Raw genomic sequence first — 21,791 nt, forward strand, 5'->3', positions numbered from 1 at the left:
GGCGCTAGTCAATCAACACATCTGATGCTAGGCAGTGTGTCTGGATCGACCGGCAAAGGGCGGTTGTTGCTATACGATGTGTCTAGAAAATGTGCGGAAGGGGATAGGCGATGGCGGGGCACGGTGCGGTGACTCTCGACGAGTTGGATTTCGCTTTGTTGACTGCGATGCATCATCACCCGCGCGCAGGGGCACTGGAACTTTCTCGACTCGTGAATGTCGCTCGCGCGACGGTGCATTCGAGACTCCGGAGGCTGGAGAATGCGGGTGTTCTGGCCGGATACGAACCCCGGATCGGCCTCTCGGCCGCGGGCTTCGGGGTGCAAGCCTTCGTGACTCTCGAAATAGTGCAGGGTGCGTTGGATTCGGTCACATCGGAATTGGAATCGATCCCGGGTGTGCTGGAGGCTTTTGCGACGACCGGGGCCGGAGACGTGTTGTGCCGTATCGCTGCGGCATCCCACGACGGCCTACAAGCCACACTGATCGCCCTGAACAAGTCCGGCGTGGTGTCGAGGTCGACCAGCGTGATCGCTCTGTCGGAGATCATCTCGTTGCGAACACTGCCTCTCATCGCAACACTGAACACCGAGAAAGCAAGCAAGGCACCTGCTTTCCGGAAGGGCGAACCGTGAGCGGGACACGACCCCTGACGGGCCACCGACATCGGACGTAAGTGCTGTGTCGGTGGCCACGTCGAGAAAGGCCCGCTGCCCCCGGATCAGCTGTGCGCGTGCAGTGGCCGACCCGACAGCACCATCATCGCTTCACCGAGTGCCTCGTTCTGGGTGGGGTGGGCATGGACGAAACTGCCGACCTCGGACGGTAGTGCTTCCCATGCGACTGCGAGTTGGGCTTCGCCGATCAATTCGCCTACTCGGTCGCCGACGAGGTGAACCCCGACGACAGGACCGTCGTCGCGTGCACGAATCACTTTGACACCGCCCGCTGTGGCCAGAATGCGGCTCTTGCCGTTGCCGCCGAGGTCGTAGACCACCGACGTCACCGTGCCGAACTTCTCCTCTGCGGCCTTCTCGGTGAGCCCCACCGACGCTACCTCGGGGTGCGAATACGTTACTCGCGGAACGACATCGCCGTCGATGCGCGCGGGCGCGAGGCCGGCGATGTGCTCGGCGACGAATATGCCGTGCTGGAAACCGCGGTGTGCCAACTGATATCCCGCCACGATGTCGCCGACGGCATAGGTGCCGTCCGTAGTGGTGAGCAGGTTGTCGTCGACTGTGACGAAACCGCGTTCGGTGGCGATGCCCTGCTCGGCCAGACCGAGACCGTCGGTGCGGGGTCCGCGGCCGACGGACACCAGCACCAGATCGGCCGTGAGGGTGTCCCCGGACGACAGGGCCACCGAGACGTCGTCGGATGATTCGGTGACGGTCTCGACCTTGGTACCGGTACGAATGTCGATGCCGCGCTTGCGTAGTGCCTTGGTGAGCTGTTTCGAGGACCATTCGTCCTCACCCGGAACGATGCGATCGAGTGCCTCGACGACTGTGACCTTCGTACCGAACGATGCCCAGATGCTGGCGAATTCGATGCCGATCACACCGCCGCCGAGCACGACGACCGACTCGGGCACCCGATCCAGCGACAGTGCGCTGTCGCTGGTGAGCACCCGCGGCCCCAGTTCGATTCCCGGAATGGTGCGCGAATACGACCCGGTGGCGAGAACCAGCGAGGCTCCGGTGATGCGTCGACCCTCCACCTCGACGGTGCGAGGACCGACGACCTGGCCACGGCCCGAGACGATCTCGATACCCGGCCGCTTCAGCAGTCCCTGCAGACCTCCGTACAGGCCGGCGACCACGCTGCGCTGGTAGTCCAGTGCCGCGGGCATGTCCACCCCGGTCAGCGATGCGGTGACGCCGACATGCGCCGAGCCTCGAACTGCATCGGCGACCTCGGCGGTGTGCAGCAGCGCCTTGGTGGGGATGCATCCGCGGTGCAGACAGGTGCCGCCGAGCTTGTCTTCCTCGACCAGCGCGACCGAGAGGCCGAGTTGGTCGGCACGCAGCGCGCAGGAGTATCCACCCGAGCCGCCGCCGAGGATCAGAACATCGACGTCATGAGCGCTCATCGGACGGATCCCAATGCCACGACCGGGTTTTCGACATAGTCCGCCACCGTGCGCAAGAACCCGCCGGCCACCCCGCCGTCGCACACGCGGTGATCGAACGCCAACGACAGCTGCGCCACCTTGCGCACGGCCAATTGGCCGTCGACGACCCACGGGCGGTCGATGATTCGTCCGATACCGAGAATCGCAGCCTCGGGATGGTTGATGATCGCGGCCGAGCCGTCGACCCCGAACACGCCGTAGTTGTTGAGGGTGAACGTTCCTCCGCTCAGGCGAGCTGCGGGGAGGGAACCGGTCCGTGCGAGCTCGGTCAACTCGGCCAGCCGCTCGGCGAGTTCCTTCAGATCTGCCTTGTCGGCCTGCGGCACAACCGGAACCATCAGTCCGCGATCGGTCTGGGCAGCAATGCCGAGCCCGATGTTCTCGTAGCGCAGGATCTCACCCGCAGCGGTATCGACGGTGCTGTTGAGCTCCGGGAACTTCGCCAACGCGATCATCGTCAGCTTGGCGAGTACCGCCAGCAACGTCACCTTGACGCCGTCTATGGAGGCGTCGAGGTCGCGTCGGGCCTGCAGCAGAGCCGTCGCATCGACGTCGACCCAGACGGTGGCCTCGGGAATTTCCGAACGACTGCGAGAGAGCTTGTCTGCGATGGCTTTACGTATCCCGGTGATCGGGATTCGAGTGACTCCGTCGGTCGAGGACGCAACCGTAGGAACATTCGTCGACAAGGCGCGCTCGACGTCTGCCCGAGTGATGACGCCGTGGCTGCCTTCTGTGTCGATACTGCCCAGATCGAGACCGCCCTGCAGTGCCATGCTCCGGACGATGGGAGAGAGCACCTTCGGTGCATGTGCATGGAAAGTCGTAGCCTGGGTCGAGTTTCCGCTCACCTGCGGCGCAGCCGCTCTCCGTTTGCGACGGCCGGTGGGACCGTGCCCCGTGCCGTAGCCGATCAGCACATTTCCCGAGCCGGCTCGTTCCTCTTCGCGGTACTGCTCGTGGGCGGCGGGAACGTCGGCGACGGCACCGCCGGTGATGCTGATCAGCGGCGCGCCGACCGCGAGTGAGGTGCCCTCGGCCGCATGCAGTTCGCCGACGACGCCCTCGAACGGGCAGGGCACCTCCACGGACGCTTTTGCGGTCTCCACTTCGACGACGACCTGGTCGATGGTGACGGTGTCGCCGGGCTTGACCTTCCATTCGACGATCTCGGCCTCGGTCAGTCCTTCACCGAGGTCGGGGAGCAGGAACACCTGCATGCTCATACTGTGACCGCCTTGCTGAGATCGGGTGCGTCGTTCCACTGCAGTCGGTCGATCGCGTCGAGTACGCGGTCTGCAGACGGCAGATGAAAGTGTTCGAGTTTCGGTGCGGGATAGGGGATGTCGAGTCCGGTCACTCGAAGTACTGGAGCGTGCAGGTGATGGAAGCAGCGCTCGGATACTCGTGAGGCGATCTCCGCGGCGACGCCGGAGAAGCCCTGCGCTTCCTGAATCACGATGCAGCGTCCGGTCTTGCGCACTGAGGCCGCAACGGTCTCGTCGTCGAACGGATTGAGCGATCGCAGATCGATCACCTCGACGCTCCGGCCGTCCTCCGCCGCGAACTCTGCGGCCTGCATGGCCACGGACACCGTCGGTCCGTAGGCGAGAAGCGTGACGTCGGTACCGGCACGGCGCACGACGGCCGTGCCGATCGGCTCGGTCTTGGTCAGCTCGATGTCGTCCTTGGAGAAGTACAGCCGCTTCGGTTCGAGAAAGATCACCGGATCGGGATCGGCGATGGCGTCGCGCATCAGCGAGTAGGCGTCGGCGACTGTGGACGGCGAGACGACCTTCAGGCCAGGAGTGTGCGCGTAGTAGGCCTCGGACGAGTCGCAGTGGTGCTCGACGCCGCCTATGCCGCCGGCAAATGGAATCCGAATGACCATCGGTGCGGTCAGCGAGCCACGAGTTCTGTTGCGCAGCTTGGCCACGTGGGAGACGATCTGCTCGAAAGCCGGGTAGGCGAACGCGTCGAACTGCATCTCTACGACGGGCTTGTAGCCCGATATCGCCATCCCGATCGCGAATCCGACGATGCCCGACTCGGCGAGCGGGGTGTCGAAGCAGCGGTCGTCGCCGAAGTCGCGGGTGAGGCCGTCGGTGACGCGGAAGACGCCGCCGAGGGTGCCGACATCCTCGCCGAACACGACGACCTTCTCGTCCTCGGTCAACGCATCGCGCAGGGCGGCGTTGAGGGCTCCGGCCATGGTCATCGTGGTCATGACAGTTCTCCTGCTGCGATCTCGGCGGCGATCTGATTGCGCTGTTCGATCAGACCGGGGGTGGGGGAGGAATAGACGAACCGGAAGAGGTCCTCGGGGTCGACATCCTGCTCTGCGTTCATTCCTGCCCGAAGCGCCGCGGCATCCGCGTCGGCGGAGACGGTCATCTGCTCGCGGAGTTCGTCGGTGAGAACCCCCTGGGCACGCAGGTAGGAATCTAGGCGCGAGAGGGGATCTCGGGCCAGCCAGCCCTCGACCTCGTCGGCCTTGCGGTAGCGGGTGGCGTCGTCGGCGTTGGTGTGGGCGTCCATGCGGTAGGTGTGCGCCTCGACGACCACCGGTCCCTTGCCTGCGCGGACGTATTTCACGGCCTCGTCCATCACCGCCATCATCGCGACGGGGTCGTTACCGTCGACCTGCTCGCTACCGATGCCGTAGCCCACGCCCTTGTGCGACAACGACGGCGCGGCGCTCTGGCGCGCCAGCGGAACGCTGATGGCGAATCCGTTGTTCTGGACCAGGAAGATGACCGGGGCGCGGAACACCGCGGCGAAGTTGAGAGCCTCGTGGAAGTCACCCTCGCTGGTGGCACCGTCTCCGCAGAACGCAAGGGCGACGGTGTCGCGTCCCTGCTTCGACTCGGCGTATGCGAAGCCGGTCGCGTGCAACAACTGTGTTGCCAGAGGCGTGCATTGGGGAGCGACCTTGTAGGCGGCCGGATCGTAGCCGCAGTGCCAGTAGCCGGCGAGCATGCCGAGCAGCTCCACCTGATCGACTCCACGCGCCGCGAGAGCCATCGAGTCGCGGTACGTAGGGAACATCCAGTCCTGCTTGTCCAGGCACAATGCAGCCGCGATCTGGCAGGCCTCCTGTCCGCGGGCCGACGGGTAGACCGCGAGGCGGCCCTGCTTGGTCAATGCTGTTGCCTGCTGGTCGAATCGGCGGCCGTGCACCATCGAGCCATACATTTCCAACAGGCGTTCGTCGGACGGCCGCGCATAGCGTGCGGCGCTGTCGACGCCCGTCCCGTCCGGTGCGAGATATTGCACGGGACGGTCGGCGGGCATGAACTGTTGGTAGGACGTTGCCGGAACCTTCTCGACGGTCGTCATGGCGCACTCTCCTGAAATTGGCTTGTAGGGCGATTCTGGCCGATAGCGTCATGTGGAATACCTAACGGCGTAAAATTGCAGACATATGGCTGCCGACGATGGATCAGAGTTGAAATATGTCCGATCGGGGCGGTGAACTGACGCAGAGGAGCGGACGAATGGACGAGGTCTCGAAGCGAGTGGAACTGGACGATACCGATCGCCGCATTCTCACCGAACTCACCGCCGACGGTCGGATCTCCATGCGGGTACTGGCAGATCGACTGAATCTCTCTCGTGCACATACCTATACGCGAGTGGACAGGCTCAAGGATGCGGGCGTCATCGAGCGGTTCACCGTGCAGGTCGACCACGCGGCATCCGGACTCGGGACCTCTGCATTCATCGCGCTGTCGATCCGTCAGGATTCGTGGCGCAGCGTGTCCGAGGGGTTGCGATCGATGGAGTTCGTCGACCATTTCAGTTTGCTCGGAGGGGATTTCGACGTGCTGGTGCTCATCAGGACTCCTGACAACGAGAGTCTGCGGCAAGTGGTGCTGGAGGGGCTGCAATCGCTCGACGGCGTTCGGGCGACCCGCACGTGGTTGATCTTCGACGAGGACCGAGGCGGTCTTGGGCGCACGAGGCCGGCCACCGAACGCTGATCGCCCGATCCGGTCGAGTCACGCACTACCGCCGAGACGCCGAAAGCCCCTGCCTACCAACCCTCTACTGAGTGAGGGGTCGGTGAGCAGGGGCTGTGCGATCGGGTCAGATGACCGAGGGGGCGACCACCGTCAGCAGCCACACCGTCGGTGGGGCGATGAGAACGACGAGTGCGCAGTACCCCATCATCTTTCGCTGGAACCGGGCCTTGTCGTCCACTCGGGCTTCCGCCAGAACCATGACCCCGTTGGTGGAGAACGGGCTGACATCGACCACGGTCGCCGAGAAGGCAATAGCAGCAACGAATCCGATCGCTCCGAGTTCACCGGCGGCGAGCAGCGGTGCGGCGAGAGGAAGAGCGATGCCGATGGTTCCGATCGACGATCCGAATGCCGAGATGATCGCTACCGCGTAGCACAGGATGAGCGCCGTCAACAGGGGGGAACCGAGGGCCGACGCAGCGTCGCCGAGGAATCCGAGCGTGCCGTTCTGGGTCATGACCGCCATGTACGTCTGAACACCGCAGACCAGGACCACGGCGGGCCAGGCGATGTTGTCGACGACCTTGGGGTGAGTCTTGGGTGTCAGCAGCAGCAACACGACCGACACACAGATTGCGCTGACTCCGATGTCGAGCCCCAGGCTCACGGACAACACGACCAGGGCCGCGATGCCGAGCAGAGTGAGTACTCGGATTCGGTTGAGCGGTACGGTCTCATTGGGAACTGTTGTGATAGAGGAGGATTCGATGTGATCGACCTCGACCTGTACGGAAGTGCCGCCCCCGCTACCCTCGGGCAGTCCGGTGTAGCCCGGGCGCGGGCTCGACGGTACGGGCAGTCCGCCTTCGTTGTCGCGCAGGTCCTGGACATCGAACGCGCGGGTCCGATCACGAATGAGGTCACGGCCGAGTACGAGGAACAGCACGAGGGCGATGAGGGTGTTGAGCACGAACGGGATGAGGAACAGAGCCAGCGGATGTGAGCCCACGCCGGTGGAGTCCATCAAACCGTTGACGAAGGCACCGTAGAGGTTGATCGGGGAGAAGCAGCACGCGAGAGCCCCATGGCTGACGACCATGCCCATCAGGAAGGGATTGATGTTGTTGCGCTTGGCCAGTGGCATCGCGATCGGTGCCAGCATGCCCACGGCAAGAACGGATCCGAGGGCCATCAGCAGACCGGACAGCAAGAACATCATCCACAGGATGGCCCAGCGCCGTCCGCCCACGAGTCGGAGAGATCGATCGATGACGACATCGATGGTGCCGTTGGCTTTGGCGATGGCGAACAGCAAGGTGATGCCGCCGACGATGATGAAAGTGCTTCCTGGGAAGGCATCGATCACATCCTCGACAGGGATGCCGGATATTGCGCCACCGACGACGAATGCGCCGGCGAAAGCGAGCAGACCCATGTTGATGGGTGTGATCGTGGCGACGGTGAAGATTGCGATCAAGGCAATGATCGAGATTGCGTAGACCATGGCTGGCCTTTCGGACGGGGGATGAGGTGAGCCGCGGGGAGCGCGGCGGGTGTGGGCTGGTTGCCCAACGAAATCAGTGTGTGGCGGTGGAAAGAGGTTGCGCTCTCGCGACGACATCGCGAGCCAGATCGGCCGCGGTGCCCAGAGATACAGGGTCGATTCCGGTGTCGATTCCGGCACGATGGAATGCTTCCACGAGCTGCTCAGTCGCAAGGTTCCCGTGTGCGCCGGGCGCGAAGGGGCAACCGCCGTAGCCGGCAAGTGCGCTGTCGAAGTGTTCGATCTCGAGGTCGAGTACGGCACGTACTGCTGTTTCGAGGGCCTGATCGTGAGCGTTGTGCAGATGGAGGCTGATTGTCAACTCGGGCAGGGCTGTTCGGACGGCGTCGACACCGGTCAGTACCTGATCGGTGGTGGCGATCCCCAAAGTATCCGCCAGACCGAGGCTCGATACGCCGGTGTCGGCCATTCGTTCACACACCTCGACGAGCCGCTCGGGCGTGATGACGCCGTCGAACGGACACACGAACGCGGTACTGACACCGCCGATGAACGAGCGGTCCGGATACGTCGAGACGGCGGAACTCAGGTCCCGTAGCGCGTCGTCGGGGGATCGGCCGGCGTTGGCGCGGCTGTGCCCCTCACTGGCCGACGTGACGATCTGGATCACGTCTATGTCCGTCTCTGCGGCGCGATGGACGCCTCGGCCGTTCAATGTCAGTGCACTGTAACGGGTTCCGTCTCGACGGGGCGCGCGTGAGATGACCTCCTCGGCGTCGGCCATCTGCGGCACTCTGGTGGCCGAGACGAACGACGCGATCTCGAGGGACGTAATTCCCGACGCAAGGGTGGCGTCGAGTACGGCGAGCTTGTCCTCTGTGGGGACGATGCACTTCTCGTCCTGCAAACCGTCGCGGAGATAGACGTCGGTGATGTGTACGCGTGGCATGTCAGATGACCTTCCGCGCGCGGAGGTCGTCGAGCTGTTCTTCGGTGAGACCGAGTGTGCGGCCGAGGACATCGTCGGTGTGCTCGCCCAGATCCGGGCCGGCCCACTTGACGGTCGTGGTGGTATCGCCGAAGCGCGGAACCACCCCGGGAAAGCGCACTTCCTCGGTGCTGCCCGGTTCGACGGAGACTTTCAGCGCCTGCACCATCCCGCGTGCGAGATAGTGCTCGTCCTCGGCGATCTGAGCGGCGTCGAACACCTCTCCGACGGGAACGCCTGCGGCACCTAGCTCGCCGACGACCACGCTCGTCGGGCGTGCGCCGGTCCATGCAGAAATGGCACCGTCGAGTTCGGTCTCACGCTCGAACCTCCCGACGCCGTCGGCCAGATCGGAGTCGTCGGCAAGGTCCGGCCGGTCCACGGCCGTCATGAGCCGTCCGAACACGCTGCTCGAATTGCCCGCGATCATGACGCTTCCGTCCGAGGTCGGATAGATCCCACTGGGGACCACGCCGGGCAGGTTGCCCGCGGTCCGCTGGCGAACGGCACCGTACGCGTCGTAGTCCGGAACCAGTGACTCCATCGCCATGAAGACGGCCTCGTACAGCGCGACGTCGGCCACCTTCGGCCGAGAGTGATCTCCGCTGCGTTCACGCGCCAACAACATCACCAGAGCTCCCACGGCTCCATGCAACCCGGCCAGGACGTCTCCGACGGGCGCAGCCGCCCGCACCGGCTCGCGATCGGCGTGTCCGGTGACGTGGCGCAGCCCGCCGAATGCCTCTGCGACCCCGCCGAACCCGGCTCGGTCGCGATGAGGCCCGGTTTGGCCGTACCCCGAGATCCGCACCAGAACCACGTCGGGATTGGCCTCGTGCAGGCGGTCGGGCCCGAGACCCCAACGCTCGAGAGTGCCGGGACGGAAGTTCTCCACGACGACATCGGCAGTCTCGACCAACTTCAGCGCAAGGTCGCGGCCCTCATCGGTACGTAGATCGACTGTGACCGAGTGCTTGTTGCGGGCTATCGTGCGAAACATCATCGACGTGTCTCCGCGGTTTCGGCGCCAGCCGCGAAGCTCGTCGCCGACGCCGGGGCGCTCGATCTTGATCACCTCGGCACCGAAGTCCGCAAAAAGGCGGCTGGCGAACGGTGCGGCGATGAAGTTGCCCAGTTCGATGACACGTATTCCGTGTAACGGGCCGTTCTGGTTGTCGGTGTGCACCTGACGTCACTCCTGAGGATGTGGAGGCTGGATCGCTGATTATCATTATTTGATAATTGCATTCGCTCCTGGTAGGAATGACCATAGTGCGGTGGATCACGTTCCGCAACCACTGTGATCCGAACTATCGCAAACCGACGCTCGGGTCGGCTGACACAATCGAAGGGTGAGAAAGGTGCATTCGATGGCGGAGGTCGAGCAGTGACGGCGAACAACACCGACACCACGGGCGTGCTGGCTCGCGCGGCCGCAATCCTCGACGCAGTCGAGGCAAGCCCGCAGACCACCAGTGACCTCGCAAATCGGCTCGGCCTGTCGGCATCCACGGTCTACCGCCTGGTGGGAGACATGGCGAAGCACTCGATGTTGCGCCGCGGGGACGGAGGTCTGTTGCATCCCGGCGACCGCTTCGGGACGTCCTCGCTCGTCGACCTCTCGGTACCGATTCTTCGTCGGGTGCGGGAAGACACCGGCGAGTCTGCACAGTTGTGGGTAGTGCGAGGCTCGAATCGGCTGTGTCTGGTGTCGGAGGATTCTCGGCAAGAGTTGCGAGCCTCGTTGCCTGCGGGCGCGTTACTTCCACTCGGTGCCGGTTCGGCCGGCCACGTACTGGCCGGGGACTTCGACGCCGACGAGGAGAGTCGGGAACGCGGCTGGTGGGAGTCGAGATCGGAGCGCACGCCGGGGCTGACGTCGGTGAGCGCCCCGGTCCGCCGGGACGGACGCATCGTCGCGGCCGTCTGTGTGGCAGGCCCGATCGAGCGGGTACCCACGACTGCAGGGTTTCTCTGGGGGCAAGCCGTGTGCGATGCCGCGTCGGAGATCGAGCAGTCCCTCGCGGTCCGGCCGGAGTGGTAGGGGGCGGGTCAGGCCGACACGATGCGGCCGCGGACCTCACCGAATCCGATACGGGCACCGTTCGCGCCTGGAGCACTCGCGGCGATGGCGACCTCGTCACCGTCTTCGAGGAAGGTTCGAGTCTCGCCGCCGAGTGACACCGGTTCTTTTCCGCCCCAGGTCAGTTCGATGAAAGCGCCGCGCTGATTCTTCTCCGGTCCCGAGATGGTGCCCGACGCGAACAGGTCACCGGTTCGCGATGTCGCGCCGTTGACGGTCTCGTGCGCGAGCATCTGAGCCGGCGACCAGTACATCGCACTGTACGGCGGGTGGGATACGACGTGGCCGTTCCACTCGACCGTCAGGTCGATATCCAAAGCCCAAGAACGAGATTCGCGAAGGTACTCGAGCGGCTCAGGATCCTGCACCGGTGTCGAGGTTCGCGCCTGCTCCAGAGCTAGCAGGGGTACAACCCAGGGTGAGATGGACGTCGCGAAACTCTTGCCGAGGTTCGGCCCGAGTGGCACGTACTCCCAGGCTTGGATGTCGCGAGCCGACCAGTCGTTGACGATGACGGCTCCGAACACGTGCTCGGAGAACTGATCCGGCGAGATGGGACCATCCGCCGGAACGCCGACGACGAAGCCCATCTCGGCTTCGATGTCCAGTCGTCGACTCGGACCGAACGTGGGCGACGGCTCGTCCGGTGCCTTACGTTGGCCACGAGGGCGGGTGATGTCGGTACCGGAGACGACAACCGTGCCTGCCCGTCCGTGATAAGCAACGGGCAGGTGCTTCCAATTCGGTAGCAGCGGTTCGGCATCGGGCCGGAAGAGCCGGCCGAGATTGGACGCATGATGCTCGGAGGCGTAGAAGTCGACGTAGTCGGCCACCTCGAACGGCAGGTGCATCGTGACATCAGAAACGGACACGATTGCTTCCGCAGGGGTCTGGCCACCGGTGAGCATGTCGGTGACGGACGTGCGCACCTCCACCCATAGACTGCGTCCGCGGGCCATGAACGCGTTCAGACTTGGCGAGGAAAAATCTGGATCGCCCAGAGCTATGGATAGATCGATCACGTTGTCGCCGTAGCGGACTCCCACACGAGCGTCCGTGCCCGGAGTGCTGAAGATGCCGTAGGGCAGGTTGTCGACTCCGAATTCGGAATCGGCGGAGATATCGATGTGCGTCATGAACGGCGCTCCTGATTCACGGGGGGTGGGGCTCACTGAGGTGGGACGAGTCCGAGGCGGACGAGATCGTCCAGGGGTTCACGAATGCTGCAGGTGCCGAAAGATGCGAAGGCGCGTTGGCCCTCGATCCCGGCGACGATCCCGGCGAGGACGTCTGCGTCCCGGATCGCCAGTATCTTCTCGAGCTCACCGACTCGTGCGCCGCTGTGTGCGGCCTGCGCCGCGAGGATCACGTTGAGGAAACCGTGTTGCTCGAACCCGTTGTGGGGATCGGTGTTACGGGCGGCATGGTGCAGACCCGCGGTCGCTTTGAAGTGAACCTCGCGCCGAGCCGCCTCGTAAATGGACGCGGCGAGCTCCTGTTCGTCCGGATACTGGTCGGCCGTGACACCGCCGGTCCTGAATTTGGCGCGATACCCGAACTCGTCGACGGCGTCGAAGATGTCGTCTCGTCGGGAGTCTCGGGGAATTTCGACATAGATGTCGATGTCCTGAGTGATGTTGCGCAAGGCGTCGATGCTCGTGCCGTCGGGTACTGCTACTTCGACGGCAACAACCGTCACCCCGGCGGTACGGTCGGCGACTCGCAGGCCTGCCTCCACGCTGCCCGGGCCGGCCGGTGCGGTCAACGCCACCTCCATCCGAGCACCGAGGACAAGCTCGTTCACCCGGTCCATCGGAACGACCAACGGGCCGACGAGGTCTGCGAAAGAGCTGCCCCGGTACTCGAGATGTTGTGCCGCAGCAACATCGAGCGGCGCATTGCCGGGAGGGAAAACAGCGGCATCGTCGCACAGGCGATGAAAGAACTTTGGAATCATCGGTTCGGTCCCCGGCCTGCCCAGGTCCACGCATACCCGGTGTCCTCGCACGCCAGCGCACCTTCGCCCAGTTCGAGCGGGCGGAACGTATCGACCATGACGGCCAGTTCGTCGAAGAACTCGGCACCGATACTGCGTTCGTAGGCACCGGGTTGCGGCCCGTGAGCGTGCCCGCCTGGATGCACCGAGATCGAACCCTGGCCGATTCCGGAACCTTTGCGGGCCTCGTAGTCGCCGCCGACATAGAACATGATCTCGTCCGAGTCGACGTTGGAGTGGTAGTACGGCACCGGAATTGCCAGCGGGTGGTAGTCGACCTTGCGTGGAACGAAGTTGCAGATCACAAAATTGGAACCCTCGAACGCTTGGTGCGCGGGCGGTGGTTGATGCACGCGGCCGGTGATCGGTTCGTAGTCGGAGATGTTGAACGTGTACGGGTACAGGCAGCCGTCCCACCCCACCACGTCGAACGGATGCTGCGGGTAGACGTATCGGGTCCCGACGATCCCCGTCGAACCGCGGTGTTTGACAAGCACTTCCACGTCGGTTCCCTCGCCGAGCAGAGGCTCGCTGGGGCCGTGCAGATCGCGTTCACAGTAGGGAGCGTTCTCGAGCAACTGGCCGTACTTCGACAGGAACCGCTTCGGTGGCGCGATGTGACTGTTGGCTTCGATGGCGTACGCGCGAAGTGGACCGTGAGGAATCCAGCGGTGCGTCGTCGCGCGCGGAATGAGCACGTAGTCGCCCTGCTGCGCCTGCAGCGCGCCGAATGCCGTTTCCACTGTGGCAGAGCCGGATTCGATGTAGACCATCTCGTCGCCGATCGAATTTCGATACAGCGGTGAGGTTTTCGATGCGACGACGTACGACAGTCTGACGTCGGCGTTGCCGAGGACGAGTCGCCGGCCGGTGACGACGTCGGTGCCGGCCACCGCGGATTCGGGAAACAGCTCGTGCAACTTCAGGTGCCGCGGCACGAGTGGATGGTTGGGCGTCGTGGATTGATCAGGGAGTTCCCACACCGTGGCATCGACGATGGCCGATGGTATGTGGCGGTGATAGAGCAGAGACGAGTCCGACGAGAAGCCCTCTTCGCCCATCAGCTCCTCGAAGTAGAGGTTGCCCTCTGGAGTTCGGTGCTGGGTGTGCCGCTTCGGCGGTATCGATCCGAGTTGCCGGTAGTAGGCCACGTCATCGCTCCTGTGCTCTGTTCACCGATTATAATAAATACATTAACTACTTTGACGTGATCTACACAACCTTCAGTTGCGTCCCCGGACGTCGAACTGGCTGCGGTGAGTGATGAGTTTGGTCAACAGCATCACCAGAATCCGCTGTTCGGGTTCGGTGAGCGCGCTGGCCCACGCGTTCTCCCGTTCGTTCTGTTCGGCGAAGGTCTCCACCATTTCGTCGTGCCCCTGCGCGGTGAGGGCGAGGCGCACCGAACGCCCGTCCTTCTCGTCGGGCGTACTGGCGAGCAGGCCGCCGGAGATGAGTGTCTTGGACAGGTTCGACACGGCCGCGCGGCTCATGCCGGTCAGTTCGGCTGCTCGTCGCGGTTCGATCGGGCCTGCCAGCCACGTGACGAACATCAGTCGGAACGACGACCACGACCAGCCTCGGGGGCGATGAACCGTCGCCTCCAAGTCGTAGGTGACGATGTTCGACGCCCGGTTGAGCGTCAGCAGAACCTCGGTGGCCAACTGATGCTCGAACCCGTAGTCGCGGGCCAGCGTGGTGTTGGCGGTCTCGATGAACGACCAGAAATCGGGCTCGGGTGCGGCGGTCACGGATTCACTGTATCCACGAAATCATCTGATCAACACCTTTATTACTTGAGTGGGCGCGATTCGTGTCTCATCCCGGAGGGTTCATGATGGACGCATGAGCTCGAAGAACCTGTTCGGCGGCCCCCGGACCCTGCTGATCGTGGCGGCAGTGGTCATCGTGATCGCACTCGTCGCTGCCGCCGCGACGTTGATCGTCCGTGCTGTGCTCGGGCCGCCCGAGGGTGAGAACAAGTTCGAGATCCAGGGCTACTCGGTTGTTCAGGTCGATCCCCAGGTCAGCGACCTCGCGCTCGCCACGCGCTAGCCGACTCTGCGGCGACCCGCGGGTCGTGTGTCTGCTGAAAGTTTCGGCCGCCGCGGGCGAACGTGCGGAGCGTGGCGGCGGGTACCTCGTGCTCGGGAACGGGCTCGCCCGTCCACTCGCAGTCACGAACAAAGATCATGTTCGACGCCACTGCGTCGTCGCTGTGATCTTCCCGCAGTGAGCCGAAAATTCGGCCGAGGAAGTACTCCCCGCTCGCGGTTCGCGTCCAGACGAAAGATCCGTCCGGAACCTGTTCGAAGCGCTCGACCCGTCGTAGCGATCGTTCGTCGTCGGCCGCCATGCCGCACAGTCCATAGGTAAGGGCACGCTCGACGCCGTCCGGCATCGGTGCGCGATAGACATTCGGCATATCGCCGAGCCTAGAGCCCGAGGGGTTTACAGACCTTCTGGTCCGTTGCACGATGTACTCGGACATCGGACGAATTCGACGAACTGGGGAGCATCGTGTTTTCGAGAAAAAGAGTTATTCGCCTCGTTGCGGCACCGTTGATGGCGGGAGCCTTGACGCTGGCAACGGCGGGCATCGCGTCGGCCGCGACCACTATGGAGCTCAGGCCGGTACAGGCATTCGTCTTCTTCCAACACGGGGTCAGCTTCGGGTCGGGGCCGGTCGAGGCAACGGCGACGGTGGGCATCGAGGCAGGGGAAGTCACGGTGACGACAGCGAGCAAGATTTCGGGTGCGGGTGACATGGGCTCGTCCGCGGTCGGCCTGCTGCCGGTTCCGGTGACCGTGGTGTGGACGAACATCGACAACGGCCGATCCGGTTCGGCGGGTGGGATATCGACCGAGCCGATCACTCTCGCTACCGGTGCGGGCCGTGTCGATCTCACGATCACGACGGACACTCCCAACCTTCCCGGTGGTGGCCGCGTCGTTGTGGAGTAGCTGTGTGAACCTCAGTCTGGAGTTCGAGTTTCCGTCGAGTAACCGGCCTGGCGTAGGCCGAATTCGACTGCGCCGCGGTGGCCGAACAGTCCTGGTAGTCCGCCTGAGTGCAACAGGACTGTTCGCTCGCCTGCCTTGATCGTCGAATCCTCCACGGCAGCAACGAGTCCGGCGGCGGCTCGACCGGAATAGACAGGGTCGAGCACGAGCCCCTCGGTGCGGGCGACCAACGTCATTGCTGCGGCGACGGAATCGGACAGCACCGCATACCCCTCGCCGACGAGATCGTGCCGGAGTCTCAACTGCTCCCGATCGATCGGCCGATTGGCGAAATGAAGTACACGATCCACCGGATCCGATACGGCGCCGCAGTCGATGCCGAGGACGCGTTCGGCACCGAGGCGTCGGACGAGCCCCGCCATCGTTCCTCCTGATCCGACCGCTGCGACGATCGTGTTCACTGCGGGTATCTCGGCCAGGATTTCGTCGGCGCACGAGACGTAGCCCTCGACACTGTCCAGCGAGGTACCGCCGAACGGGATCAGTGATGCCCCCTTGCCCAGTTCGGCGGCGGTCTCGGCGGCTCGCTCGTCCAACGGGTCGGTGCCGGCCCAGACGATCCGCGCCCCGAACAGGCCGTCGAGCACGATATTTCCGCTTTCGTTCGCCTGGGGTGCGCCGGCCAGGATCAGCACTACGTCGAGGCCGAGTCGTGCACCTGCGGCCGCTGTGAGCCGGGCGTGGTTACTCTGCGCCGCGCCGCTGGTGACGAGTGTGGTGGCCCCGGCCTCGATCGCCGCCCCGATGAGCCATTCGAGCTTGCGGACCTTGTTTCCGCCGCCGCCCGGCCCGAGAAGGTCGTCGCGTTTGATCCACAGATCGTCCGGGCCGAGCCCCAGGGCCGCAGCCAGCCGGGGCGCGGGTTCCAGTGGCGTGGGGTACTGCGACAGAGTCACCTTGGGCACCTGGTCACTGTAGGGCGTGCGGGGCGTGCGAGGCGTCCTTGTTCAAAATGGAATTGGGTGCTAGGTTGAAGCTTCAACTTAGCCCTAGAAGGACCCCTCATGACCTCTGTCGTCAACCCGCCCGTCGCGGGAGCCGCGTTCGACGCATTTCTCGCCGATACCGCACCCGCGAGCCGGTCGCAGCAGATGTGGACCCCGAGCGACGGGCCGATGCCCGCCTTGTACATCAGCCATGGCGCGCCCCCGGTCTTCGACGACGAACTCTGGATGGACCAGCTGTTCACCTGGTCGCAGTCGATGCCCAAGCCGAAGGCGATTCTCATCGTCAGCGCGCACTGGGAAGAGGCTCCGCTGAGCCTGTCTGCCTCGGCGGCCGCGACCCCACTGGTCTACGACTTCGGTGGTTTTGCTCAGCGGTACTTTTCGATGGAATACCGCACACCCGACGCCGAGGCCTTGGCCGCTCGCGTTGCTGCGGCAATCCCGGCGTCGGAAAATCTGCACCGACACACTTCTCGCGGACTCGATCACGGTGCCTGGGTTCCCCTGAAGGTGATGTACCCGTATGCCGACGTCCCCGTTCTCCAGTTGAGCCTGCCGACCCATGCTCCCGACCGGTTGATGGCCATCGGCGCGGCACTCAAAGAGCTTCGCGCCGAGGGAGTCTTGGTCATCGGATCCGGATTCATGACGCACGGGTTGCCGTTCCTCTCGCGCGCGAACTTCACCACCAATACGGTCCCGACGTGGTCCGAGGACTTCGATCTCTGGGCGGCCGACGCGTTGGCGCGCGGTGACGTCGCAACACTGGCGGACTTCCGCAGTGCCGCACCGGGAATGCCCTATGCCCACCCGACCGTCGAACACTTCACGCCGCTGTTCGTCACGCTCGGTGCCGCCGAGAACCCGGAAGCCCCGGTCGCCACGGCGATCACCGGCTTCCAGTTCGGTTTGGCGAAGCGGTCATTCGCGGTCGCGTGACGAACCGGCGTAACTCAGTGCACTTGGGATCGGTTCACTTCTGAATCTCTTTCGATTCGAGGATTGTTATCCACGCCACTTCGCTCTACAGTTCTGAGCACCATCTCGGACATCGGTGTCCAAGATGGACGGATGCGCTGTACGAACCGTCGCCGGGCGCGCCTCCTGTGGATCCCGTCCTCCGGCGCGAAGGAGTACACCCGTGTCTTCTGCCCGCTCGTGGACGCTGCGTACAGCGATCAGCGTGATGACCGCCGCTGCGGCTTTTACTGCCATGACGACGCCCGCTGCTGCTGCACCTGATTCGCCCGAGGTGGAAATTCAGCCGCCTCTGGCACCGTTCACGTGGCCGAAGATTCCGGAGTTCGACACCGACTTCTACGTTCCGCCCGCCGACGTGGTGGCCGCGGCAGCGCCGGGTCAGATCATCGCTGCGCGGCCGGTCGAGCTGGCCACTCTCAACGTCATCCCCACGCAGGTCGACGCGTGGCAGTTGTCTTTCCGGTCCAACAACGGTCGCGACGAGCCGATCGCTGCGGTGACCACGGTCATCAAGCCACGTGGCGTCCCTGCCGCATCGCGGCCCTTGATATCCATTCAGCTGGCCGAGGATTCTCTCGCTGCCTACTGCGCGCCCTCGTATGCGATGCGCGCGGGTGCGATTCCCTGGCCGGTCACAGGCGCGGTGACGTCGGGTGCTCAATTCCTCGAGGTGCAGGCAGCGTTGGCGCAGGGCTGGGCGGTATCGGTACCCGATCATCAAGGTCCGAACAACTCGTTCGCAGCAGGGCCGGTCGCCGGTCGGATCACCCTCGACGGCATCCGAGCGGCCGAGAACTTCGCGCCGATGCAGTTGGCCGGGGAGGCCACCAAGGTGGGGATGAGCGGCTACTCCGGTGGCGCGATAGCGACCGGACATGCAGCCGAACTGGCCGAACGCTACGCCCCTGAGCTCGACATCGTCGGAGTCACCGAGGGCGGAACCCCCGCTGAACTCGGGGCTTTGGTGGACAACGCGAACAACACACTAGGCTCGGGAATCGTCGCTGCCGGAATCATCGGTGCCAGTCGTGAAGATCCCGAGTTGGCCGATTTCATCGACGAACACATCGATCCGCTCGGCCGGGCGTTGTTCGCGGCCAAGGACAATCTCTGCGTCGGTTACAGCTCGGCGCTGCTGCCGTTCGTCAATCTGAAGGGCTTTCTGCACACCGAGGGCGACCCGATCCAACAACCAGTGGTGAAGAAGGCTCTGTCCGCGATGCGGCTCGGCGACACCACTCCGAACATGCCGCTCTACGTCTATCACTCCAACCCGGACTGGCTGGTGCCGGTCGGACCGGTCAACGCGATGGTCGATTCGTATTGCAGCCGTCCGGGTGCCGATGTCACCTACACCCGCGACCATTTCAGTGAGCACATCACCCTGGAATTGATCGCCTTTCCGAGCGCGGTGCTGTGGATGCGTGATCGCTTTGCCGGGATTCCGGTGGAACCGGGTTGCCGAACGAACGATGTCGGCTCGATGGCGCTCGACACGAGTGCACACCCGCTCTTCGTCGATGCGGTAGGCGAGATAATCGCCGGACTGTTCGGTAAGCCGATCGGGGCGTGAGGGAACCGGTCGGCGTACGGGAAGCCGCAGTGTCACCGGCGGTAGACTCCGCCGGTGACAGTCGCCGACGACCAGGGCCGCATCTACGCGGGACAATCGTCCGCCGCGCGAAAAGCCGATCGCCGCGCACGGTTCTTGCACGCCGGGATCGAGGTCATCGGGGCACGCGGATACGCAGCCACCTCGGTCGCGGATATCTGCGCTGCAGCCGGTCTGGCACGCAGTCAGTTCTACAGCGAATTCGCCAACCGTGAGGCGCTGCTCGTGGATGTGTACGACCTGATTCAAGACGACGCCCTGGCTGCAGTCGTCGCCGCGCTCGACGGGCAACTCGACCGAGATCGACGCGCGCTTGTGGCTGCTGCGATGACGGCCTTGGTCGGATCGATCGGAGGGGACCCACGCCGAGCACGAATTTCCTACCTGGAGATGCTGGGTGTCAGCGATGCCGTCGAGCAGCACCGGACGCGCCGTCGTGCACAGTGGGTGGAGTTCTTCGAGAACACCCTGCGCTCGGAAGTCGGTTCCGATTTCGTTCCGCCAGGTGGATACCGTTTGGCCGCAACGGCATTCCTCGGTGCGCTCACCGAGATCGTCTCAGACTGGTCCCGCACCGAGCCCCCTCGCCCACCTATCGAGCACATCGTGGAGACGATGGTCGCCGTTCTGGGAGCGTTCGTTCCGGACCTGAACTGAACTGCAGCGTGTGGCGCAATACAGTGGACCGATGACACCTGCCACCGGTCCACTCGCAGGCCTCGTGGTCGCGGACTTCTCCCGTGTGCTCGCCGGCCCGTACGCGACGATGATGCTCGGCGACATGGGCGCGGACGTGATCAAGATCGAGCGACCCGGAATCGGTGACGACACCCGATCCTGGGGCCCGCCATACGACTCTGCAGGCACAGCAACGTATTTCAATTCGGTGAATCGCAACAAGACGTCGAAGTTCCTGGACCTGCAGTCCGAGAGCGGGGTGGCTGAGGCACGTGAGATCGTCTCGGGCGCGGACATCGTGATCGAGAACTTCCGCGCCGGAACGATGGACCGCCTCGGTCTGGGCTATTCGACTGTGTCGCAATCGAATCGGGGCCTGATCTACTGCTCGATCTCTGGCTTCGGCACCGGGGGAGGAGCTGCGCTCCCCGGATACGATCTGGTGGTCCAAGCCGTCGGCGGGCTCATGAGCGTCACCGGCCCCGACGCCTCGACACCGACCAAGGTGGGAGTGGCGATGGTCGACATCGTCAGCGGTCTACATGCACTGAGCGGAATCCTTGCCGCACTGCATCATCGATCACAGACCGGTGCTGGCCAGCAGGTGCACACCTCGCTGATGGCGTCGGTGCTGTCCGCGTTGAGCAACCAGTCGGCGGCGTACCTCGGGGCAGGCGTTGTGCCCGTCCCGATGGGAAACAAGCATCCCTCGCTCGTGCCGTACGAGGTGTTCGAGACCGCCGACCGTCCATTGGCGCTGGCCGTGGGAAACGACCGGCAGTTCCAGGCGTTGGTCGAGGTGCTGAACGAGCCGAGACTGGCAGAGGATGATCGCTTCTCCACCAACTCTGCTCGCGTCGAACATCGCGATCACCTGGTCGACGCGTTGACCTCGGCGCTGCGGGCACGTACCGCGGACGAATGGTACCGAGATCTGATGGCCCGCAACGTCCCCGCGGGGCCGGTCAATTCCATCGAAGAGGCGTTTGCCTTCGCGGAATCGCTCGGTCTCGAACCGCGAGTGCAGGTTCCGGGTTCAGTGGCCGACGGCGTCCGTAATCCGCTGGACTTCTCGGCCACCCCGGTGAACTATCGCTTGCCACCGCCCGCCGGGACCTAGTTCAACGCCCACTTCACCGACACGGACACGCTGACGGTCTGCTGTCCCGGTTCGATGGGCACCGCCGTGTCGAACGAAGTGGCGGACTCGCCGAACGACCTCGGCTGCTCCTGGCCGGTGATCGACTCGGTGATCGACAGAACGTCACCGAGTTCTCCGCCTGCGAGCGATGCGTACTGCTCGGCGCGATCGCGGGCATCGGCGAACGCCCTGGACCGGGCATCGGAGATCAGCTCGGAATCGTCGTCGATCTTGAAGGAGACTCCCGAGATGCGGGTCGCGTTTCCGCCGGCCGTTGTGGCGTCGCCCAACACCGCGGAGGCCTTCGACAGGTCGCGAACCGTGACCTGCAAGGTGTTGGTGGCCTGATATCCGGAGATAGCCGAGGTGCCGCCCGGCAATGCGCCCGAGTACTGCGGATCGATCGACACCTGTTGGGTCTGGATGTCCTCGCGAGCGACGCCGGCCGCAATCACTGCGTCCGTGACCTCACTGACGGCAGAATTGGCCTGTTCGATGGCGGCGGTGACGTCCTCGGCAGTGGCCTGAACACCGATCTGGGTTGTCAACGTATCCGGTGCACCCTGGACTTCTCCCACGCCGTTGACGTTCACTCCGGGAGGTCCATCGGGGGACGACGTCGCTGGGCTGCTGCACCCCGCGGTCAGGGCCACGGTCAGCAACAGGGCCGATGCGCACGATCCGATCATCCATCGATTTCGACTCATCGCCGTAGTGTCCATCATGACAGGCGAA

At 64.2% G+C, this 21,791-nt stretch carries 23 protein-coding genes; 9 read left to right on the forward strand and 14 right to left on the reverse strand.

Features of this window, described 5'->3' with window-relative positions; genetic code table 11:
• The first annotated feature begins 110 nt into the window (after nucleotides 1-110).
• A complete protein-coding gene (locus CH294_RS11740) occupies nucleotides 111-635 on the forward strand; it encodes an Lrp/AsnC family transcriptional regulator (protein ID WP_094609220.1) in 525 nt (174 codons plus the stop codon).
• Nucleotides 636-721: 86 nt separating this feature from the next.
• Here CH294_RS11740 and lpdA read toward each other — a convergent pair whose 3' ends face one another.
• The 4 genes from lpdA to pdhA are packed head-to-tail and all read right to left on the reverse strand — an operon-like array spanning nucleotide 722 to nucleotide 5,476.
• Nucleotides 722-2,095: a dihydrolipoyl dehydrogenase gene (gene lpdA, locus CH294_RS11745; RefSeq protein ID WP_094738042.1), complete on the reverse strand. Its 1,374-nt coding sequence runs from the start codon at nucleotides 2,093-2,095 to the stop codon at nucleotides 722-724.
• Nucleotides 2,092-3,363, reverse strand: coding sequence for a dihydrolipoamide acetyltransferase family protein (locus CH294_RS11750; RefSeq protein WP_094703689.1), 1,272 nt, complete (start codon nucleotides 3,361-3,363; stop codon nucleotides 2,092-2,094). Before CH294_RS11750 ends, lpdA begins: the two co-directional genes overlap by 4 nt.
• Nucleotides 3,360-4,364, reverse strand: coding sequence for an alpha-ketoacid dehydrogenase subunit beta (locus CH294_RS11755; protein WP_094738043.1), 1,005 nt, complete (start codon nucleotides 4,362-4,364; stop codon nucleotides 3,360-3,362). Before CH294_RS11755 ends, CH294_RS11750 begins: the two co-directional genes overlap by 4 nt.
• On the reverse strand, nucleotides 4,361-5,476 hold the full coding sequence (gene pdhA, locus CH294_RS11760) for a pyruvate dehydrogenase (acetyl-transferring) E1 component subunit alpha (RefSeq protein ID WP_094609223.1): 1,116 nt from the start codon (nucleotides 5,474-5,476) through the stop codon (nucleotides 4,361-4,363). Before pdhA ends, CH294_RS11755 begins: the two co-directional genes overlap by 4 nt.
• A gap of 158 nt (nucleotides 5,477-5,634) precedes the next feature.
• Here pdhA and CH294_RS11765 point away from each other — a divergent pair, with 158 nt between their 5' ends.
• On the forward strand, nucleotides 5,635-6,120 hold the full coding sequence (locus tag CH294_RS11765) for an Lrp/AsnC family transcriptional regulator (protein WP_052058764.1): 486 nt from the start codon (nucleotides 5,635-5,637) through the stop codon (nucleotides 6,118-6,120).
• A gap of 106 nt (nucleotides 6,121-6,226) precedes the next feature.
• Here the strand turns inward: CH294_RS11765 and CH294_RS11770 are convergent, their stop codons facing one another.
• The 3 genes from CH294_RS11770 to CH294_RS11780 form a co-directional block, all read right to left on the reverse strand.
• Nucleotides 6,227-7,606, reverse strand: a complete 1,380-nt coding sequence (locus CH294_RS11770; RefSeq protein ID WP_094609224.1) for an SLC13 family permease — start codon at nucleotides 7,604-7,606, stop codon at nucleotides 6,227-6,229.
• Between the two features lie 73 nt (nucleotides 7,607-7,679).
• A complete protein-coding gene (locus tag CH294_RS11775) occupies nucleotides 7,680-8,555 on the reverse strand; it encodes a hydroxymethylglutaryl-CoA lyase (RefSeq protein ID WP_094609225.1) in 876 nt (291 codons plus the stop codon).
• 1 nt (nucleotide 8,556) lies between these two features.
• Nucleotides 8,557-9,780: a CaiB/BaiF CoA-transferase family protein gene (locus tag CH294_RS11780; protein ID WP_094609226.1), complete on the reverse strand. Its 1,224-nt coding sequence runs from the start codon at nucleotides 9,778-9,780 to the stop codon at nucleotides 8,557-8,559.
• A gap of 201 nt (nucleotides 9,781-9,981) precedes the next feature.
• Between CH294_RS11780 and CH294_RS11785 the strand changes: the two genes are divergently transcribed.
• Nucleotides 9,982-10,638, forward strand: a complete 657-nt coding sequence (locus tag CH294_RS11785; RefSeq protein ID WP_094738044.1) for a helix-turn-helix domain-containing protein — start codon at nucleotides 9,982-9,984, stop codon at nucleotides 10,636-10,638.
• Nucleotides 10,639-10,646: 8 nt separating this feature from the next.
• Here CH294_RS11785 and fahA read toward each other — a convergent pair whose 3' ends face one another.
• The 4 genes from fahA to CH294_RS11805 form a co-directional block, all read right to left on the reverse strand.
• Complete coding sequence (fahA, locus tag CH294_RS11790; protein ID WP_094738045.1) at nucleotides 10,647-11,813, reverse strand: fumarylacetoacetase; 1,167 nt, start codon at nucleotides 11,811-11,813, stop codon at nucleotides 10,647-10,649.
• Between the two features lie 32 nt (nucleotides 11,814-11,845).
• Complete coding sequence (locus CH294_RS11795) at nucleotides 11,846-12,634, reverse strand: hypothetical protein (RefSeq protein WP_094609228.1); 789 nt, start codon at nucleotides 12,632-12,634, stop codon at nucleotides 11,846-11,848.
• Complete coding sequence (locus tag CH294_RS11800; RefSeq protein ID WP_094738046.1) at nucleotides 12,631-13,824, reverse strand: homogentisate 1,2-dioxygenase; 1,194 nt, start codon at nucleotides 13,822-13,824, stop codon at nucleotides 12,631-12,633. Before CH294_RS11800 ends, CH294_RS11795 begins: the two co-directional genes overlap by 4 nt.
• Before the next feature lie 72 nt (nucleotides 13,825-13,896).
• Nucleotides 13,897-14,424, reverse strand: coding sequence for a MarR family transcriptional regulator (locus tag CH294_RS11805; RefSeq protein ID WP_032404472.1), 528 nt, complete (start codon nucleotides 14,422-14,424; stop codon nucleotides 13,897-13,899).
• A 94-nt stretch (nucleotides 14,425-14,518) separates the two neighbouring features.
• Between CH294_RS11805 and CH294_RS11810 the strand changes: the two genes are divergently transcribed.
• Nucleotides 14,519-14,728 (forward strand): hypothetical protein, encoded by a 210-nt coding sequence (locus tag CH294_RS11810; RefSeq protein ID WP_032368666.1) that lies wholly within the window; start codon nucleotides 14,519-14,521, stop codon nucleotides 14,726-14,728.
• Here CH294_RS11810 and CH294_RS11815 read toward each other — a convergent pair.
• Nucleotides 14,700-15,098, reverse strand: coding sequence for a hypothetical protein (locus tag CH294_RS11815; protein WP_037154763.1), 399 nt, complete (start codon nucleotides 15,096-15,098; stop codon nucleotides 14,700-14,702). The genes CH294_RS11810 and CH294_RS11815 overlap by 29 nt on opposite strands.
• Before the next feature lie 95 nt (nucleotides 15,099-15,193).
• Here CH294_RS11815 and CH294_RS11820 point away from each other — a divergent pair, with 95 nt between their 5' ends.
• Nucleotides 15,194-15,637, forward strand: a complete 444-nt coding sequence (locus CH294_RS11820; protein WP_141216492.1) for a hypothetical protein — start codon at nucleotides 15,194-15,196, stop codon at nucleotides 15,635-15,637.
• An 11-nt stretch (nucleotides 15,638-15,648) separates the two neighbouring features.
• Here CH294_RS11820 and CH294_RS11825 read toward each other — a convergent pair whose 3' ends face one another.
• Entirely contained in the window at nucleotides 15,649-16,602 is a 954-nt protein-coding gene (locus CH294_RS11825; protein ID WP_094738048.1) for a pyridoxal-phosphate dependent enzyme, read from the reverse strand.
• Nucleotides 16,603-16,701: 99 nt separating this feature from the next.
• On the opposite strand from CH294_RS11825, the gene CH294_RS11830 reads away from it, so the two are divergent.
• The 4 genes from CH294_RS11830 (at nucleotide 16,702) to CH294_RS11845 (ending at nucleotide 21,035) form a co-directional block, all read left to right on the forward strand.
• Nucleotides 16,702-17,583 carry a class III extradiol ring-cleavage dioxygenase gene (locus CH294_RS11830; RefSeq protein WP_094738049.1) on the forward strand — a complete coding sequence of 294 codons (882 nt, stop codon included), beginning with the start codon at nucleotides 16,702-16,704 and terminating at the stop codon, nucleotides 17,581-17,583.
• A 247-nt stretch (nucleotides 17,584-17,830) separates the two neighbouring features.
• Nucleotides 17,831-19,198: a lipase family protein gene (locus CH294_RS11835; protein ID WP_094609234.1), complete on the forward strand. Its 1,368-nt coding sequence runs from the start codon at nucleotides 17,831-17,833 to the stop codon at nucleotides 19,196-19,198.
• A gap of 54 nt (nucleotides 19,199-19,252) precedes the next feature.
• Nucleotides 19,253-19,894: a TetR/AcrR family transcriptional regulator gene (locus tag CH294_RS11840; protein WP_094738050.1), complete on the forward strand. Its 642-nt coding sequence runs from the start codon at nucleotides 19,253-19,255 to the stop codon at nucleotides 19,892-19,894.
• 31 nt (nucleotides 19,895-19,925) lie between these two features.
• On the forward strand, nucleotides 19,926-21,035 hold the full coding sequence (locus CH294_RS11845) for a CoA transferase (RefSeq protein WP_094738381.1): 1,110 nt from the start codon (nucleotides 19,926-19,928) through the stop codon (nucleotides 21,033-21,035).
• Here the strand turns inward: CH294_RS11845 and CH294_RS11850 are convergent.
• Nucleotides 21,032-21,763 carry an SIMPL domain-containing protein gene (locus tag CH294_RS11850; RefSeq protein ID WP_212709791.1) on the reverse strand — a complete coding sequence of 244 codons (732 nt, stop codon included), beginning with the start codon at nucleotides 21,761-21,763 and terminating at the stop codon, nucleotides 21,032-21,034. The genes CH294_RS11845 and CH294_RS11850 overlap by 4 nt on opposite strands.
• Nucleotides 21,764-21,791: the final 28 nt, after the last annotated feature.

Source organism: Rhodococcus sp. 14-2483-1-1 (assembly GCF_002259335.1).
Classification (GTDB): Bacteria; Actinomycetota; Actinomycetes; order Mycobacteriales; family Mycobacteriaceae; genus Rhodococcoides.